Genomic DNA, 15,508 nt, shown 5'->3' with positions numbered 1-15,508 from the left:
ACTAATCTTTTGTTTGCTGGAGTTTCTGTGTGAACTGCAGTAGCTTGTCAATCATGCGGATCCCGACCGGCGAACGCCGTATGCCGTCAATCATCTTTTCTGGAACCACTTTGCTTATGAGGGCGGGGGGGTTGTCGAACATTTCGGCAATAGTCAGAGTTTTGCGGATCCCCCCGAAATTCAGGATGGGCGCGATGCTCGGTACTCCAAGCAGAACCAGCAAAGCTGCAGCTTTTCTCAGATCCCTGAATTTAGAGCTATCGCCGAGTGAGATCAGTGTTACGATATCGGCATGCATGGCGAACTGCTCAGCCAGGTGGCTTTTGAGAAGGGGGGTGCTGTCCACGCAGATGAAATCGTATTTCTCTTTCAGTTCAGCAAAGAGTTCAGGAATTTTCTGGCGCGGGACACTTCTACCGGTGATATTGCCAGCATACATCATATCAATATTGTCACCGGGAGTGCTGACTATGCATTCTTCCAGCGTCATTGAGTCGGCCAGGTAATCGCAGAGCCCCGGCAGGCTGATCTGGAATTCATCGTCCTCGTCGATTGGCGCGGCTTCGATGTCTCCATCGATAATGAGTACTTTCGGGACAAGCTGCGAGAGGGCTTTGGCACAGCTGAATGTGATGGCTGATGATCCTACCCCCTTATCCGTACCTGTGAAAATGAGCGCCCTAGCATTGCTCGATGTTCTTTCCCTAAAGAATTTGACGGCAAGGCTCCCGATCTGATGTGCCCGAAAATCATCGGGAGCAAGGCTAAGCTGTTCCTGATCCTCTGCATTCGGCGCCCTGAGGTTGACGATGGTTTGCACGGGAGGGTGCCCAAGTGCATGCGTGATATCCTTGCTGCTTCTAATGGTGTCGTCAAAAAATTCATATGTTGCAAACGCCCCGCCCACGAGGCCGAAACTGCCGACGAGAAGCAGGATCGTTATCTTGTTGATGTTTGATTTCAGCGGCTGTTTCGGTGTGCGGGCAATAGAGAGAACGGAAAGGCGCAGGGGGGATTTTTTCTCGATTTCAATTTCTGTAATGCGTTTTTCAATGTTGTTGAGGAGGTCGAACTTGTTTTGCCAGTTGGCTGAAAGATACTCGCCTCTGTGGATGCCTATCGAGATGCGTTTTGCTTCCTTGCTGTTTTCATTGATTGCAACCCGCAGGGTGTCTTCTCTTGCTTGTGCGGCTTCATAATTGTTTTTGGCGATGATTACCGACTTTTGCATGTCTATATCTCTTTTGCCAAGGGTGATGTTTTTTGCCTTGTTGCGTACTTCTTCACGGAGCTCCTGTGCATAGGATTTCATTGATTTCATTTGTCCTTCTACATAAATACGCTCCGGGTTTATTTCTGTCAGCCCGTCGGTGGTGCTTCTCAGCTGTTGGAGCTGCTGGTAGGTCCATGATTCTGTATTAGTCAAGGCATTGTTATTCAAGACAATTTCATTGACTAAGGGGTCAAGAGCGATTTTTTTTAACGCATTATTTGATTGCTGCAGGGCCCTGTAATTTGTTTCATATGCAAGTCGTTCATTCAGGACAGAGTTGTAGGACCGTAAGAGGTTGTCGCTGTTTTTTGCTGCGATATTAAAGGTTTCAGAAAAAGATGATGTGCCGATATCCCGGGTCAGGCTGTCAAGATCCCGCTCAATGGCCGACATCTCCTGCGTGATGACATTTTTCTGGGCATAGAGGAATTTGAGCCTGTCGCTGTTAGAGTTGTTGCTCGCTTTGCGGGTTTCCTCCATATAGGTCTGCATGAGAGTATTGAGGAACTCTGCAAGCCCCTCAGGTTTGCTCCCGGAAATCTGAAGGGTGAGTATGTGATCCCTGTTGCCCGGAGTAACCGACACCATGTTGTGAAGAATTGCTGCGCAAGTTTCCGTGGGTACCCCTTTGGGGAAGAGCGCCTCTCTGTCAGCCGGTTTCATTGAATCAAGCGCTTTTATCAGGATGTCGATGGTTGTCATTGCCTGAGCCGAAGTGCTGATATAGCGCGGGTAGTAACTCACGATGGAGGACTCTTCAGTATTGCTGAAAAGGGTAGGTACCGTCGGGTCAACCTGCATGAGGGCATGAACTTCGTAGTATGGTTTTTTTATGATGAAGATAAGCGGTGTCAGCATGGCGAAAAGGAAACCGCCAAGCAGGAGGATGAATAAGCCGTACCTTTTTATAAAGCCCGCTAAGTCGAAAGCCTTTCTGGGTTTCCCCAATGGTAGCGGATCTTTTGTTGACTGTTCTTTCAGCATGATTGGGCGGAATTACCTGTTAAGGCTGAGATGGGATTATAATGGTTGAATTGACTGAATTCAGCGCAGATGTTCCCAGATTGATGATTTGTAGCGTCGGCATGATATCCTGAAGCGTGTAGTTGAACTTTGCCATGCCGGAGGGGCTGACATATATGATGTCGTTGGGCATGAGGGTATAGTTTCGGGTGAAATCAGCGTTTTCAACCAGTCTTTTGAGGTTGATTTCAGCCACTGTGCCATTCGTATCCTGCTGACGGATGATGAAGACTTTTTCCTCATTGCCCGTTCGTGTGATGCCGCCTGCCATCATGACTGCCTTGAGTACGCTCATGCCGTCATGCATGGGGATTGCCCCGGGCGTCTTGACTTCTCCCATGACATAAATCATGTCGTGGGCGTGTTCCGGCACATAAATGATATCGTTGTTGTGGATGGTGGTATTCAGGCTCATATTTCCGTTCGAGAGCAGATCCTGCAGATCGATCCAAATCACCTGATCGTTCCCCCTGATGATTGAACAGCGGGTCATACGATCTTCTTTCGGGACCCCGCCAGCAAGCGATAGGCCTTCGAGCAGCGTCCCCCTGCCTGAGAATCGTACCAACCCGGGTTTGTTGACATTGCCAAGCACATAGGCCTTGTTATTCTGAAAATCATGTACCTGTATGGTGACTTCCGGTTTGATGTACAGGACCTCAAGTTTTGTAGTAATCGATTCTTTGACTTCGTCAGGGGTTTTACCGTTGACATTGAGCATTCCGACCCTGGGGGTAGCAATAAACCCATCCGGAGAGATGATCATTCGTTCTTCCGAGAGTTCGGGGCGTCGCCAAACCTTGAGGCCGATGATGTCTCCCGGTCCGAGGCGGTATTCGAAAGGTTTTGCCTCGCTTATTTCTTTATTGAGGTCTTCTTTCTTGGCGAAGATGGGGGATTTGTCTGGTAGCTTTATGGTAAAGTCCCTGCCGGGAGGCGGTGATTGAGGGTTTTTGGTAGGCTTGGGTGAAAGCCCCGCACATGAGGTGAGCAGCAAGGCCAGAAAAAGACACTGTAAAACCTTGACGACTGGCGGTTGTATCAGGGGAGAAGAAAATTTGTGGTGCATTGCAGGGGGAATTATTCCTTCATTACTGCCACAGAAATCAGACAATCCGTGCCATAATGTTAATGGGATGTTACTCTGTTATGTTGATCGTATCGGCTGTTTTTCTGTCTGGCTGTCGGGGAGCGGGTTGTCTCATGATTACCATGGAGTTGGTGGTGAGATTGTGCCAAAGCGGGTGTCTTTTAGTGCACGGAGGGTCTGTTTGCCGATGCCAATCGATGCCGTGCGTTTTCTCTGCGCCTCTTCCGAGGGGATAACCATGTTTTTGGTGAAGATCAGAAGGTTCCAGAAGATTTCAAGTCCTGTTGATGCGATAAGCATTGCAGCTCCATGGTTTTTTCTGTAGTAGAGGCATTCGCTGCGGAGTCGGAAGGAGAGCACCTGTGATCCTGAATCGTCAAAAGTCTTTTCCTTTCTCGTCTTGCTGCATGCTCCGCCGATATGTATGACTGACGCATCGGGAATGAAATACACGCTCCAGCCTGCATTTTTCGCACGGCGGCAGAGGTCTGTTTCTTCGTAATAGAGATAGAAGCGTTCGTCGAAAAAACCGATCGACTCAAGCATGCTCCGGCGGACGATGGTGAAGGTCCCGGGGACCCAGTCGACCTCCATGGGGGCGTCGTGGTTGAATCCACCGAATTCATGGCGGTTCAGGATGGGGGAGCGGGGGTACCTGCCGCTGATGCCGGAGATGGTCAGCAGTTTTGAGCGGATTGAGGGAAAGCGCCTTGCCGAGGGTTCGAGCGTTCCCTTGGGGGAGATGATTTTTCCGCCAGAGAGCCCGCATCCGGTGGTTCTGTCCATGAATGCAACCGCGTTGGCCAGAGATTCGGGCTGAAGGTAGGCATCCGGGTTGAGCAGGACGACATAGTCACCCTGCGAGAGCGTGTATGCCTGATTGTTAGCTGCTGCAAACCCCCGGTTGTCACTGTTTTCAATCAACCGGACTGCAGGAAACCGTTCCCTGACCATCGACGGGGATCCGTCTTTGGACGCGTTGTCGACAACGAAGACTTCCATAGGGACTTCTCCGGCATGTCGGAACAGGCTCATGAGGCACTCTGCAAGGATTTCCCGGGTGTTGAAACTGACGATGATGACCGATACCATGTGTTGGGGAGGGGGGTTATGGGTTTTCAGGCCTGCTGATGAATTTTTTCATGGAGAGCACATTGCTCTGTCCTTCCCGACTGCATGAGACTTCGTCCATGAGCTTCCAGATGATGAACAGTCCGAATCCCCCTTCCGGATATTCAGTGATTTCGGGTTCAGGAGGGTGGATGTTGAACGGGGCGTTCATGTCTGTCACGCTGGCCGTCAGTGCGTTGCTTTCCTCCTCAAAGCCGATTGTCACGGTAATGTCTTTGATGCTCGGATCCCTGTAGTTGACGGAGTTGGTGAACGCTTCGCTTACGGCGAGTTCAAAGGTGTGGCCGAACTCCTGGACATTTCCGGAAAAGTGGCGCTCTTCGGCAAAAACTTCAGCGGTTGAGCGGGCGATATTTGCGGCGATCCGGCTGTTTCTAAGTTCAGCTTTGAGGGTTGCCGAAAGAATTTGAGTCATACTATGGTCTCCGGTATTAGTTGCCGGCAGCTGCCTGAATGTCATCATATATGTCGAAGAGGCTGTGTGCCTGAGTGATCTCGAACACGCGCTTCACCCGGTCATTCATCTTTGCCAGTTTCAGGGCTTCATTGGCCGATTTTTTCTGTCTGGCAAGCCTAACCAGCAGCCCCAGCCCGCTGCTGTCAATGAACTCGACCTGCTCCAGATTGATGATCATGGGTCCGGAGTGATCTGCCGTTTCAAGATAGGCTTTGAACTTTGGCGATGAAGCTGCGTTGAGTACTCCCTCCAGTGAGAGTACCTTTATGCCGTTGATGGTGGATTCTGCAATATTCATGTTTCCTCCCGTGTTACATATGTTTTTTGTTCAGTAAAGCTTTCAGAAGCAGGCCGATGTCGTTAAGCGATCCGCTATGAAGAAGATGATAATGGTCGACCATCAGTTCATCGCGCTCATTTTCGGGCCACTCTTCAGTTTCTGCATAACCGAAAACGGCAGGGTTCATGGCGATACAGCCTGAAGAGATTGTTGATGTATCCGAAGATACTGCCGGACGGTGCCCGATCAGCCGGAGTTTTCCGCCGAGTACCTTGAAAAGCGAGGGATATCGATCGATGGATAGTGCAATGGCGAGTCTGCCGTCTGCTCCCTCGGGTCTGATCACGACCTGTTCAATGGTGAGTTTTTTTGCTGTTGCTCCCGGCGGGAAGAGGCGTTTCTTCGTATGCCAGTTCCTGCGCAATCCGAGCAGGGGACGGAGAACGAGGAACGGGAGGGCAAGGACGATGAGCAGGGCGAGGGCTGCAAGGGCGTGGATAAGGCGGCGGATGATCTGCTTTGTCGATGCACCGGGCTGGATGACGCTCATCAGATGAGGGTCTTCCATCTGCAGCGTCGCTCCGCTTTCGGGATCAATGAGGAGGCTGCCGTCAGCAATCCTCCCTTTGACTTCAAGCTGCTCGCCAATGAAGGTGTTGTCCATGAGGATGCTTCCGGAAACAACGCTTTCCCTGTCGATGATGATGTTGCTGCCGATGATGGCACCGGGGCCGATGATCGAGCCTGCCGAGATCTGTACATTGTTGCCGATCATGACGGGCTTGCGGATCTCTGCCCCTTTCTGGATGACCACATTTCTTCCAAGAAAACAGTCGGGCTCGCTGCTGTAGCCAGGGAGGATGTAGCGATCTGCGTTCTTCAGTGTGTCGTCAGCAAGGCGGTAGTATTCCCCTATGGTGAGGAGCATTGGAAGAGATGGCCCGGGAATGGGTCCCGGTATGGCGTTCTCTTGTTTGTTACCCAGGATGGTGATTGATCCGCTCGTGCCGGAAACCGCGACTCCTTCCGGACAGGCCCTGAGCCATAGTCTGTAGTCGTTTTTTTTGTCGTAGGCCACAAATAGCGTTTTTTCAATCAGCATCGTCTTGCCTCTGGAGCAGAACTGTCGGTTCTTTTCGAGGAGCCGTTCCTGGTCATCTTCGAAAAGAATATGTGCATAGTCGATGGTGATGCCCCAACGGCTTCCGTTCCCGCAGTAGTTTTCCAGGTCGGTGATCGGGCTGTCGCTTGCGATCCTTAAGGCTTCGCTGCCGGAAAGAATGGCAAAGTCGATAAGATACTCTATGAAGGGCTTGTTGCAGAGTGTCACCAGCATCGGGTGGCGGCTTCTGAACAGGTCCTGGAGTCATGCGTGTTCCTCTTCCCGCAGCACGATGAGGGTCTGCACTGATCCTGTGTTCATTGCCGCACTCCTCCATGGAAGGCCGCTATGGCAGATACGGCATCAGGATGGATTGAAAAGAGCCGTTTTGCCTTGGTGAGCTCCATCAGCATGGAGGCTTTCATGCCGAGGCAGGCAAGTTTGAGATCCCCATCTTGCTCAATGGTCTTTCTTAGGGTCGAAACCAGAACACCGAGGCCGCTGCTGTCGATGAAGTCGAGGCCGGAGCAGTCAAATACCAGGTTTGCCGTCTGTTTCAGCCACCCCGCAGCCGCTGCCTGAAGCTCTGCACAGCTGGCAGCGTCGATGCGTTCGGGAAGGATGGCCACTCCTACCCGTACTCCAGCTGATGTGTCGACACTGAATTCCATAGTGGCTCTCGTTGTCAATATGCGCCCCTTCCAGTAAGCACTGCAGGAACTGTCCTGAGAAGCAGGGCGATGTCGTTGGTGATGCTGGAACTTTGAATATACTGCATGTCAAGCAGGACCTGTTCGTTGAACGGGATGTCGCTTCTTCCGCTTACCTGCCAGAGACAGGTGATGCCTGGCATGACATGCAGCCGTTTGCGTTCTTCGAGGGTGTATTCCGCGACTTCCCGTGGAAGCGGAGGCCTCGGGCCCACCAGACTCATGTCACCTTTCAGCACATTAAGCAGCTGAGGGAGTTCATCGATGCTCAACTTACGGATTATACGCCCTACTTTCGTAATCCTTGGGTCTTTTTTCATCTTGAAAATCACTCCGGCCGCTGATTCATTCATTGCGGCAAGCTGATCTTTCATGCAGTCGGCATTGACTACCATGGAGCGGAACTTGAAGAACCTGAAGTGCCTGCCGTTCCGACCCACCCTGGTTTGGGCAAAGAGTACCGGTCCGGGGTTCTCGATCCAGATTGCTGCCGCCGTGATGAGGAAAACCGGCATGAGCAGGATGGTCGCAGCAACCGATACGGTGATGTCGAGCAGCCGTTTCAGTCTATAGGAGACCCGGACTGTCGCTTCCCAGATGTATACCCGCATTGCCCTGTGTCTCTGGGCTGCAGGGCTGATGGTCTCGCTGATTTTCTCGATCAGCTCTTTTCTGACGGTCGGGTCGAGTTCCATGGTGTTCCTATTGCAAATCACGTATCAGCGCATTCCACTGCATTACGCTGTTGTGGTCAGGCTGATTCGTATCAATGATTGAGAGTTTCCCCAAAAGAATCAGGACTGCGAGCGGAATGTCGCGAAAAGCATGTCCGGTGGAATGGAACCGGTAGGCTTTCACTGCCGTTCCTGTTGATGTCCGTATTGAAACGGTATCGAGTACCGGCGTTCCCTTGAGAAGCTTTCTTGCCGCCAGCACCAGCAGGACAGGCAATCCTGTCAGGGTAAGGAGCGTCAGAGCCATAAGTACTTCCATTGAGCGACCCGCTATTGTAACTGCACCAGTTCTCACGGCATGTATTTGGCACCTGAGGCTGTTCGACGTGAATGGTGGGGGGGTAAGAAGTCTTTGCTCAAGCATTTTTGCCGATGCCGCCCTCTTGTCGCTTGCTCTTGATCCGGATGCGGCCAATGACGATTGGATGATCCGGTCAGCCTCTGCAATGAAACTTTCGCAGCTGCCATAGAAAACCGGGCCTGATGACCGGATCAGGCGCTCCGTTTCAGGGCTGTCCCCACTGCAGAGGCAGATGATGTTGCCGGGCTGGCAGGACGTTCTGATAGTGGTCAGCAGCGAGCTATTGAGTGCATCATCGAAGCTGTCGGTCAGTATGGTTATCTCGTAGGGGGGCTTTGCTTCGATGGCGTCTATATATGCAGCATGGTTTCCGGCAACCGATACCATATGGCCTTTTTTTCCGAGCAGGTCCTGCAGCTGCACGGTTTTGTGTGAGCATCCCAGTATCATGATGTGTCCTGTTCGGGTCATGGTCATGTTGAGCTGTTCGTTAGCCATCCGTATTGTTTCGGTTTAAAGGAAATGGGCTCGTTCTTATCTTGAAAAATATAGCAAGAACAGTGCCAAATTGAGGGGAGGGCTTCAGAGCCTTTGTCTGCGTGCTGTTCGGGTGACTTACGTCTTCTTTGATGCGGACCTTCGCTTTCAGAATGCAAGTCAAAGTGGATACTCTCTCTCATCGAGAGAGGTGCTTGTGCGTGTGTGGAGAGGGGGGAGCGGAGCGGGTCAGATGCTGTAGGTCTTGAGCCTGCGGTACAGGGTCGCTTCGCTGATGCCGAGAAGGTCGGCGGCGGCACGTCTGTTCCCCGAGGTTTTCTGCAGGGCTTTCTGGATAGCCTCTTTTTCATGTGAAGCCATGCTTCCGGGATTGACATCGCAGGCTTCAAGGGCAAGCATGTGGCCAGATTCAAAGGACAGTACGTCTGTATCAATGGTGTCGCCATTGGTGAGCATGGTGGCCCGGCGCATCACATTTTCGAGTTCCCTGACATTGCCGGGCCATCCGTAGGCCGAGAGCATGGTCAATGCCCGTTCTGAAATAGTTTTTTGTGTAAATCCCTCGTTCTCTAGGCGATTGAGGATGTGGCGGCAGATCAGCGGGATGTCTGAAGCTCTTTCGCGCAGGGGGGGGGCATAGATGGTGATGGCATTGAGCCGGTAGTATAGGTCTTCACGGAACTCCCCGTTCTTGACCCCTTCGGCGAGGTTTCGATTTGTTGCTGCGATAATGCGGATGTCGACGGGGTAGATCCTGCTTTCGCCTACCGGCTTGACGGCTCTTTCCTGAAGAGTCCTTAGGAGTTTGGCCTGCATGTTCATCGGGAGTTCCCCGATTTCGTCAAGGAATAATGTTCCCTTGTCGGCTGAGCGGATCATGCCGAGCGTGCTGCGGTCCGCTCCGGTGAACGCTCCTTTAGCATGGCCGAACAACTCGCTTTCGATAATCGTGCCGCTGATTGCTGCGCAGTCAACCGGGATGAACGGCCTGTCGCTACGTGCGCTGCTGCGGTGGATGGCTCTGGCAAGAACCTCCTTCCCTGTACCGCTTTCCCCCTGCAGCAGAATAGTCGTGCCCGTCGGCGCGATTTTTTCTATCAGGGTCTTTACCTTCTTCATTTCCGGCGACTCCCCGATGAGGCCTTCGAAGCGGGACGGGAGTGCACTCGTAACCGTTTTTTCTTTCTCCGGCAGAGGCGCGGTGCTGCGGGTAAAGCTGTTGATGTCCCCGGGAGTGAGTCCTGCAAGCCAGGAAAGTATCTCCTGCAGTTCGTCATCACCCGCAACTAACATTACTTTTGCCGGTGGGGTGGCTTCCAGCAGGCTGTTGCATAAGGGGAGAACAGCGGGTCCGGTTTTGCTGAGGGTGATGATGGCAAGCTGGAATATTTCGTCGTCTCTGACCATTGCCGCAGCATCCCCGGCATCATCCACATAGGTGACTTTGAAGGGGGCCCGGGCGGTTTGGCGGAAGGTTCCGGGCTTGCCGCCGATGATGAGGATGGAGGATATGCCCATAGTCGATTCAGCTGATGCGGATGACAATGCACGAGGCATCGTCTTCAAAGGTAGTTCCGCCTGTTGCGGAAGAGAGCTCCTGGCGGATAGCGAGCAGTATATCGTCCGTGCAGGCCTTTTGGTGCCGGGTAACGAGTTCGATGAGGCGATCTTCTCCGAAAAACGAGCGATCGGGCAGCTGGGCTTCTGTGATCCCGTCGGAGTAAATGACGATGGTATCACCGTGCTCGATCGGCACATCGACGCAGGCGAAGTCCTGCTCCTCAACCATTCCAATCGGAAGGTTCGATCCTTTCAGAAGGGAACATGTGGCGTCAGCTGCATGGACATGAATGGTTGAAGTATGCCCGCAGTCAATCATCGAAAGTCTCTTGTGTTTCAGGTCAAGCCTGAAGAAGAGCATGGTCGCATAGATTTCTATGTCCAGCAGGTCATGAATGCACTCCCTGTGGAGATCGGTGACGATTTCCTGTAGTTCAGGAACGGTTTTTCTGAAGCTTTTCCTCGCAATCGTCCTCAGGTAGAGTGATTTCATGCCCGATCCCACCAGGGCCGACAGGATGCCATGGCCCATGACATCGCCGAGCAGGATATCAGCCAGCTGTTGTTCATAGACGATGAAGTCTGAAAAATCACCGTTCAGGTGTCCCGAGGAGAGCATGAAGTGGCTGATAGAGGCGCCCTCAAGCGTAATCGGGACATGTCGCTGCAGGAGTCGTCGTTCAATCTGGGATTCAAGCGTCTTCTGTACTTTTTCCAGTTCAAGCCGGCTTTTCTCTTCCTGGGCCCGGAGCGTGTTGTCTCTGGCAATCATGATGATATGCGGAACCGAGAGGATCTTGGCCGTGTTAACTGAAATCCCGATGTTTACATCGGTTCCATCTTTTTTAAGGCAGTCTATCTCCAGTTCCTTCGGTGCCGTGTTCAGCGACGTAAGCAGTTTTTCAATTATTCCTGCTTTGATATTTTCCGGAGTCATCAAATCGCCAACCAGGAGCGACAGAAATTCTTTGCGGGTATACCCGAAAATGGTTTCGGCCGCCACATTCGCATAGACGATACGGCCGGCTGCATCAAGAAGGAAAATAGGGTCGAATGCCGCATCGTTCATGGCCCGGAAGCGCTGTTCGCTGTCCTGAAGCCGTGTTGTCATGAGTCGCAGCTCATCATTGATCTGCGTAAGGTACCGGTTCTGCTTTTCGGCCAGGGCAGACATCTCCCGGTGTTCCAGCTGCATCCGGTAGAATGCTATGGCATCCCTGATGATTGCCTTCATGCGTTCCGGCTCCATTGGCTTCGGGATGAAGCGGAAGATCACTCCTGAATTGATCGAGTCGATGATCATACCGATATCCTCGGTGCCACTGATGATGATGCGCACGATCAACGGGTGCCGCTCTTGGAGAGCGTCAAGCAGTTCTTTGCCGGACATGCCCGGCATACGGAGGTCGGTGACAACAACGGCGATATTGATTGTATCGCATGTCTCTAAGGCCTGCTCTGCACTTTTTGCGAAATGGGTTGTATAGGGCTCAAGCCGCAGATATCGCTTCAGGGCAAAAAGAGTATCCTGCTCGTCGTCGACTATCAGGATATTGGCATCAGTATTCATGTCCATGAGGGGCGTGGTCTGGCTAAATACGGCGGTTAGTAATAAGCTGATTCATAGCGCTCCGCGCGTTTTTGCCTCATCAATATACGATAATAATGGAACCATTTAAGCCAGGGCATTCTTTCGTACTTTCTTGGCAATGAGAAAGTTTCCTGCCATATTTTAATTCAAATTTTTTGAGCACCCCGGATGTGCGCAAATCAGATCAAACGATAGATCTCTGTAATCCCCACCCCCTTATGAGACACGCACTTGTACAGTCAGCTGAGCTCCTGTTGCAGAATATTGCAGAATTACACTCCCAACTTGCTATGGCAGGCCTCAGCTCTGATGCGATTCAGCCTCTTATGGAGTCGTTGGCGCGGGTTGAAACGCAGTCAGCCGCGATCTGCCGCCCGTTTATGGATGAACGAAAGACAGCTGAATATTTTCGTACACTTGAAAAATCGGTATTGCATGAAACCCTAAGTGACTGGCTCTGGCAGGTTGATGTGCAGGGTAACTATATCAGTGTTGGCTCTAAGGTCAAAGAGTCTCTGGGATATGAGCCGGAGGAACTGCTCGGAAAGCCACCCTTTGCATTCATGCCTCCAGAAGAGGCAGTACGCGTCAGCGGGATTTTTGGATCGCTTGTCGAGAGCCGGCAGCCGATTCATGCCATTGAAAACATCAATATCCACAAGGACGGCCGGCTGATAACCCTGCTTACCACCGGAGTTCCGATCTATGACGACAACGGGCCTTTGCCGGGTACTCAGGACTGGATCGCGATATCACAGAAGAGCGGATGATGGCCCGCGACCTTGAACGACTAGACAATGAAAACCGCGAACTGTCCAGCCGCATGAGGGCTGCCGTTGACGGTGCAGGGATAGGAATCTGGGAATATGACATCGCCGGTAGTTTGCTCGTATGGGACGACTGGATGTACCGGCTTTACGGCATTGAGCCTGATCGATTTTCCGGGGCATATGAGGCTTGGGTGAATGGTTTGCACCCTGATGATATGGAACGTGCTGCCCGAGAAGCCGATGAGGCGATGACCGGCGGAAAGCCTTTTGATACAGAGTTTCGGGTCGTACATCCATCAGGAGATGTCCATCATATCAAAGCCAGCGCGGTTGTACAGTATGATGAAGCAGGAGTACCGCTGAAGATGATCGGCATCAACTATGATATTACGGAGCGCAGGCAGCTTGAAGATGAACTGGCCGCAAAAGCGGCGCAGCTTCATGCTCTGTATGAGGGCATTCCCGATGCTCTCTTGGTCGCTGATATTGATACGAAACAGATCGTGCAGTGCAACAGTGCGGCAGAAGCGATGATGGAGGTCGACCGCACCGTCCTGCTGCATCGTTCGATCCACTCCATACATCCCCCTGATGTGCTTGAGGCTCAGCTATGCGCTTTTGAACGGCAGGCGAAAGGGGAGCTGCGTGTGATAGAGTCGGAGGTGCTGACGGCATCGGGGAAGCGGATCCCAGTAAGCGTTACTGCGGCTCAGGTTGTAGTAAACGACAAGCCTTGCCTTATCGGGGCCTTTCGTGATATCACTGAAAGTAAGGAGGCTGAGCAGGCAATCCGCCTCGCAAACCAGCAGCTGCAGGCCAGTGAACAGCAGTTGATGGCGGCAAACCAGCAGCTGCAGGCCAGTGAACAGCAGTTGATGGCGGCAAACCAGCAGCTGCAGGCCAGTGAGCAGCAGTTGATGGCGGCAAACCAGCAGCTGCAGGCCAGTGAACAGCAGTTGATGGTGGCAAACCAGCAGCTGCAGGCCAGTGAGCAGCAGTTGATGGCGGCAAACCAGCAACTGATGGCCAGTGAACAGCAGCTGATGGCAAAGCTTGGTGTTCAGGGCCTGCTAGCCAATATCTCAACGTATCTCATGACCCCGGTTGGTGAAGTGCTGGATGAGAGTATTGAGCACGTTCTGGGACTTGTCGGATCATTTACCAAGGCTGACCGTTGCTTCATCTTCCAGTTCACGGATGACGGGCTGGTGGTCAGCAATACTTACGAGTGGTGTGCGGCAGGTGTAGCGGCGGAGAAACACGGGTTGCAGCAGCTTGCTGTTGACGAGTTTCCGTGGTGGATGGAGCGCATCAAAAGGCATGAACCGATTTTTATCCCGGACGTTTCGGCTCTTCCCGTGGAGGCGAAGGTGGAAAAGGAACACCTTGAGCGCCAAGGCATCCGCTCTCTCGTTGCCGTGCCGGTTTCGACCGCCGGTTTCTCTGGAGGATTTCTGGGGCTGGACTGGGTCAATAGTTCAGTTCTAAACCTTCATGAAGATCATATACCCCTCCTGCAACTAGCAAGTGATCTTATTTTCGGATCCCTGAACCGTGAAAAGTCAGCGCAGCAGATTTGGGAACGGGAAGCAAAGTACCGTGCGATTTTCGAGAGCATTCAGGATGTCTATGCTGAAGTAAATCTTGCCACGGGTACGATTGAGGAGATCAGCCCCTCCATCAGTTCTTTCGGCTATACAAGAGACGAAATCCTGCACCGCCAGTCGCTCGATTATTATGTTAATCCGGAAGAAAGGGACCGCTTGATCAGCGCATTGGCCGACATGGGCAGCCTCAGGGACTTCGAGGCCCATTTTCTCACGAAGAGCGGTGAGCCGATTACCGTATCACTGGCAATCAGCCTCATCAAGGGTGTACCTGACGGCTTGATGAAAATAGTCGGCACCATGCGCGATATCAGTGAACGGAAAAAACATGAATGTCAGATCCAGGAAAACATCCGCCTCAAAAACGATTTTATTTCCAGCGTCTCTCATGAGCTCAGGACTCCGCTGTTTTCCATCCTCGGCTTTTCCAGCACGTTGCTCAAAGAAAGCGGCTCGCTGGACCCTGCAACCCGTCTTGAGTTCACCTCAATCATCCATGACGAGAGCGTCCGGCTTTCAAGTCTTATCGAGGATATTCTCACCATTTCGCGCATTGACAGCGGCAAGGCGAAGTACAGCCGGCAAATCTTTGACCCCGTAAAGCCTGTTTCGGCTGTTGTTGCCATCCTGAGACGGCAGGCTGAGGAGAAAGGGATTGAGCTTGTTGAAGAGAAACCGGACAGGGAACACCGTGTCGTCTTTGACCAGGACTCCCTCAAGCAGGTCATGATGAATCTTCTTGGTAACGCGTTGAAGTTCACTCCGAAGGGTGGTCGGGTGAAGGTCAGTATCTCGGGGGCGGAAGAGATGGTTTCTATTACGGTTGATGATACGGGCATTGGTATAGCCGCATCGGATCACGAAAAGATCTTCGATCGATTCTACCGGAGCGTTCCTAGTGCTTTCCAAATCGAGGGCACCGGACTCGGTCTGGCCATTGTCAAGGATATTGTCGAAATGCAGGGGGGGAGCATCGGAGTGCAGAGCGAACTGGACCGGGGGAGTCAGTTTACCGTATTGCTGAAGAGAGCGGAAGACGCGGCTGACGAGGACGTCGTCCAGTCTCGGGTTACTGAATGAAGATATGCACAGGCCATCACATTTTCTGTGATTGAGCTGCTGAACATCTTGGATGACGTACTCCTCATATCTCAGATCAAAATGCGGCTATGTTATCTGTTGATACGGATTTTATCAATATGAACTTATTGACCCGCCTTTCTCTGACGCAAAGACACATAATCCGGGGGTATGCTGCTTGTCCGGTTCTTGTCATGATGCAGTTGCATGCGGATTAAATTCAAAAGCGCATGTCACATCTAAATTCCAAGAAGTTTAGGGCGCACGGCGATATTCGGCCATTTCACTTGTTTAAATACGC

13 protein-coding genes are annotated in these 15,508 nt (G+C 52.1%); 2 read left to right on the top strand and 11 right to left on the bottom strand.

Features of this window, described 5'->3' with window-relative positions; translation table 11 throughout:
- Position 1 precedes the first annotated feature (1 nt).
- The 11 genes from PLUT_RS07105 to PLUT_RS07055 all read right to left on the bottom strand — a co-directional run bounded on the left by PLUT_RS07105 (position 2) and on the right by PLUT_RS07055 (position 11,735).
- Positions 2 to 2,257 carry a GumC family protein gene (locus tag PLUT_RS07105; RefSeq protein WP_011358101.1) on the bottom strand — a complete coding sequence of 752 codons (2,256 nt, stop codon included), beginning with the start codon at positions 2,255 to 2,257 and terminating at the stop codon, positions 2 to 4.
- Positions 2,258 to 2,276: 19 nt separating this feature from the next.
- Entirely contained in the window at positions 2,277 to 3,365 is a 1,089-nt protein-coding gene (locus PLUT_RS07100; protein WP_011358100.1) for an SLBB domain-containing protein, read from the bottom strand.
- 138 nt (positions 3,366 to 3,503) lie between these two features.
- On the bottom strand, positions 3,504 to 4,478 hold the full coding sequence (locus PLUT_RS07095; protein WP_011358099.1) for a glycosyltransferase family 2 protein: 975 nt from the start codon (positions 4,476 to 4,478) through the stop codon (positions 3,504 to 3,506).
- 16 nt (positions 4,479 to 4,494) lie between these two features.
- Positions 4,495 to 4,932 carry an ATP-binding protein gene (locus PLUT_RS07090; RefSeq protein WP_011358098.1) on the bottom strand — a complete coding sequence of 146 codons (438 nt, stop codon included), beginning with the start codon at positions 4,930 to 4,932 and terminating at the stop codon, positions 4,495 to 4,497.
- A gap of 16 nt (positions 4,933 to 4,948) precedes the next feature.
- Positions 4,949 to 5,272, bottom strand: coding sequence for an STAS domain-containing protein (locus PLUT_RS07085; RefSeq protein ID WP_011358097.1), 324 nt, complete (start codon positions 5,270 to 5,272; stop codon positions 4,949 to 4,951).
- Positions 5,273 to 5,285: 13 nt separating this feature from the next.
- On the bottom strand, positions 5,286 to 6,590 hold the full coding sequence (locus PLUT_RS07080; protein WP_011358096.1) for a sugar transferase: 1,305 nt from the start codon (positions 6,588 to 6,590) through the stop codon (positions 5,286 to 5,288).
- Between the two features lie 83 nt (positions 6,591 to 6,673).
- On the bottom strand, positions 6,674 to 7,027 hold the full coding sequence (locus PLUT_RS07075; protein ID WP_011358095.1) for an STAS domain-containing protein: 354 nt from the start codon (positions 7,025 to 7,027) through the stop codon (positions 6,674 to 6,676).
- Between the two features lie 14 nt (positions 7,028 to 7,041).
- Positions 7,042 to 7,761 (bottom strand): sugar transferase, encoded by a 720-nt coding sequence (locus PLUT_RS07070; protein ID WP_011358094.1) that lies wholly within the window; start codon positions 7,759 to 7,761, stop codon positions 7,042 to 7,044.
- Positions 7,762 to 7,768: 7 nt separating this feature from the next.
- Positions 7,769 to 8,599, bottom strand: a complete 831-nt coding sequence (locus PLUT_RS07065) for a hypothetical protein (RefSeq protein WP_041463857.1) — start codon at positions 8,597 to 8,599, stop codon at positions 7,769 to 7,771.
- A 228-nt stretch (positions 8,600 to 8,827) separates the two neighbouring features.
- A complete protein-coding gene (locus PLUT_RS07060) occupies positions 8,828 to 10,117 on the bottom strand; it encodes a sigma-54 interaction domain-containing protein (protein ID WP_011358092.1) in 1,290 nt (429 codons plus the stop codon).
- A 7-nt stretch (positions 10,118 to 10,124) separates the two neighbouring features.
- Positions 10,125 to 11,735 (bottom strand): SpoIIE family protein phosphatase, encoded by a 1,611-nt coding sequence (locus PLUT_RS07055; RefSeq protein ID WP_011358091.1) that lies wholly within the window; start codon positions 11,733 to 11,735, stop codon positions 10,125 to 10,127.
- Positions 11,736 to 11,968: 233 nt separating this feature from the next.
- Between PLUT_RS07055 and PLUT_RS07050 the strand changes: the two genes are divergently transcribed.
- Both PLUT_RS07050 and PLUT_RS11140 read left to right on the top strand, forming a co-directional pair.
- A complete protein-coding gene (locus tag PLUT_RS07050) occupies positions 11,969 to 12,520 on the top strand; it encodes a PAS domain-containing protein (RefSeq protein WP_011358090.1) in 552 nt (183 codons plus the stop codon).
- Positions 12,517 to 15,207 carry a PAS domain S-box protein gene (locus PLUT_RS11140; RefSeq protein WP_011358089.1) on the top strand — a complete coding sequence of 897 codons (2,691 nt, stop codon included), beginning with the start codon at positions 12,517 to 12,519 and terminating at the stop codon, positions 15,205 to 15,207. The genes PLUT_RS07050 and PLUT_RS11140 overlap by 4 nt, the downstream gene beginning before the upstream one ends.
- Positions 15,208 to 15,508 lie beyond the last annotated feature (301 nt).

It is taken from the genome of Pelodictyon luteolum DSM 273, assembly GCF_000012485.1.
Classification (GTDB): domain Bacteria; phylum Bacteroidota; class Chlorobiia; order Chlorobiales; family Chlorobiaceae; genus Chlorobium; species Chlorobium luteolum.
The sequence above is the reverse complement of the archived record's forward strand: the minus strand, read 5'-3'. Positions and strand labels throughout refer to the sequence as shown.